Below are 2,092 nucleotides of genomic sequence, written 5' to 3' on the forward strand. Positions count from 1 at the left end.
ATCGACAAAATAATTGGTGATTTCCTCTCCCTTGTTGTTATAATAGCAAAAGCGGAATACGCCTTCCAATACAAACGCCACATACCGGGGAACTTTCCCGGCTTCCGACAGGTATTCGTCTTTTTTGAATTCGAGCACTTCGACCTTGCTCAGCAAAAACTCGATCTGCTGTTTGTTCAGGTCACCAAATTGCAGGATTAGATTTATTAATGCTTCCATCACTTAAAAATAGTAAACATGGCGGGGCATCCGTTTATCATATGGTAAAAAATGAGCTATGCCAGGCATAACGAAAGAAAATGGAGGGTATAAGGACCGCCTCAACAGACAATCATTGAGACTTGTCGCTAACGACTTGTAGTTTTTGATGCGTTAGGTAGGAGACAACAAGTATGGTCAAAATAATAAGGGGATTAACGAAAACGGAAGCCGGATCACCAACGGCAATGTGTGCAATGAACGCCGATACGAAACTAATTGATAAACCAATGTAAGCGACATCTTTGGCTAAACGAAAAGGTAGCCAAAGTGCAATCGCGGCAAGGCCTTTCGCAACTCCGAGTTCTATCCTAAAGTAATCGGGAAAACCCAAATGCTGAAACCCCACTTTTATTGCAGGGTTCGTCAAATACGCAAAGGCTGATAATGCCATTGCCAGCGATAGCAGCCCTGTCGCAACGTAATAAGCAATTTTTATTTTTTTCATAAGACCAGTTTTTTAATCAATTACAACACTTTCAAGACCTTTTTGTAATGCGGTTTCCTGAAGACCTGGAATTCTTTGTCCTTCCACACGAAATGTAGTAATGTCAGTAATGCCCAGAAAGCCGAGTATGAATTTCAGATACGGACTGACGAAATCAAATGATTGCATGACGCCTTCGGAATACACACCGCTTGAAGCGATTGCGATATATGCTTTTTTGTTTTTCAAAAGACCTTCGGGTTTTCCGTCCTCTTTATAGCTAAAAGTTATCCCCGGTCTTGCAATGTGATCTAAATATGCTTTCAATGTGGACGTTATTGCGAAATTGTAGAATGGCGCGCCGAAGACATAGATATCCGCTTCTTGCATTTCCGCAATTGCTTCATTTGAAATTTTGATCGCTTTTATTTGTTCAGGTGTGTGATTTTCGACAGGCGTAAACCACGAGCCAATTTGCATTCCATCTAAATGTGGAAAGGCTTCTTTTGCCAAATCTCTTTCTTTGACAATACTGTTAGGGTATTTCGCTTGAATTTTCTCAATGATTACCTTACCCAATTGCTGGCTTACCGAAGCCTCACCTCGTGGGCTTGTCATAATATGTAGTACTTTTTTGCTCATTATTTTTTTGATTTAATGACGCAAAATTACCTATGTTTGCTAACCAAATGTTAGTAGTAAACAAAAGGTTAGTACTAACATTTGGGTTACCTGATAAAATATGAAAGAGGGAACACTGTACTCAGAAGCGCAATGCACTAGGCACATCAACGGAGTTGAAGATGCTTTGTATGTGGTGGGCGGTAAATGGAAATTGCGAATTGTTATTGCATTAGTTAACGGACACACTCGGTTCAACGAATTGCAGCGAACAGTCAACGGCATTTCGGCAAGAGTGCTTTCAAATGAATTAAAGCAACTAGAAGTAAATGGATTGCTACAACGAGTGGTGCAAGCAGACCAAACGCCCGTCGTGGTAGAATACGTTCCTACGGAATATGCCAAATCGCTCAAAGACGTTTTTGCTGTACTAGCAGACTGGGGACAAAAGCATAAAAAGAAAATACTGCTTAACGATAAGGCTTAGTTTGACAGACAACCGTCTGATACTACCGTAACGGTTACCAAACAGACATACTAACATGTCGTTGGAGAGAGTAGCCGAGCGCGAAAAGTCATCCACCTGTTAGCAGTTAGCACTCCTGGTATCACCGAGAGCTGGCTCGAACATTTCAGTTGAAGGACTGGCGGAAATCCAATGGGCTTTGGTTGGTCTTGCTTTTAAATAATTTGTTGAAAGACTGAGGGTGCTCGAAACCCAGTTGGTAGGCGATCTCGCTGACGGACAACCTCGTGGTAGATAATTTTTCTTTTGCCTTCTCGATG

The 2,092-nt window shown here is 41.6% G+C and carries 4 protein-coding genes and 1 pseudogene; 1 reads left to right on the forward strand and 4 read right to left on the reverse strand.

Annotated features, from left to right (window positions below; translation table 11 throughout):
- The 3 genes and pseudogenes from AAHB90_RS32320 to AAHB90_RS32330 form a co-directional block, all read right to left on the reverse strand.
- Positions 1-219: pseudogene (locus AAHB90_RS32320) on the reverse strand (Crp/Fnr family transcriptional regulator); the annotation flags it as partial.
- A gap of 112 nt (positions 220-331) precedes the next feature.
- The gene (locus AAHB90_RS32325; protein WP_342089464.1) at positions 332-706 is read right to left on the reverse strand and encodes a DoxX family protein; all 375 of its coding nucleotides are present in this window, start codon (positions 704-706) and stop codon (positions 332-334) included.
- Positions 707-718: 12 nt separating this feature from the next.
- Positions 719-1,327 (reverse strand): FMN-dependent NADH-azoreductase, encoded by a 609-nt coding sequence (locus AAHB90_RS32330; RefSeq protein WP_342089465.1) that lies wholly within the window; start codon positions 1,325-1,327, stop codon positions 719-721.
- Positions 1,328-1,427: 100 nt separating this feature from the next.
- Between AAHB90_RS32330 and AAHB90_RS32335 the strand changes: the two genes are divergently transcribed.
- Entirely contained in the window at positions 1,428-1,793 is a 366-nt protein-coding gene (locus AAHB90_RS32335) for a winged helix-turn-helix transcriptional regulator (RefSeq protein ID WP_342089466.1), read from the forward strand.
- Between the two features lie 145 nt (positions 1,794-1,938).
- Here the strand turns inward: AAHB90_RS32335 and AAHB90_RS32340 are convergent.
- Positions 1,939-2,092 (reverse strand): helix-turn-helix domain-containing protein (locus tag AAHB90_RS32340; RefSeq protein WP_342089467.1); only part of this gene is annotated, 154 nt, incomplete at its 5' end.

The organism is Dyadobacter sp. OTU695, from assembly GCF_038440355.1.
Lineage (GTDB): Bacteria > Bacteroidota > Bacteroidia > Cytophagales > Spirosomataceae > Dyadobacter.

Coding starts and splice junctions, on each gene's coding strand:
- AAHB90_RS32335 (WP_342089466.1), top strand. CDS start 1,428: ATGAAAGAGGGAACACTGTACTCAGAAGCGCAATGCACTAGGCACATC.
- AAHB90_RS32330 (WP_342089465.1), bottom strand. CDS start 1,327: ATGAGCAAAAAAGTACTACATATTATGACAAGCCCACGAGGTGAGGCT.
- AAHB90_RS32325 (WP_342089464.1), bottom strand. CDS start 706: ATGAAAAAAATAAAAATTGCTTATTACGTTGCGACAGGGCTGCTATCG.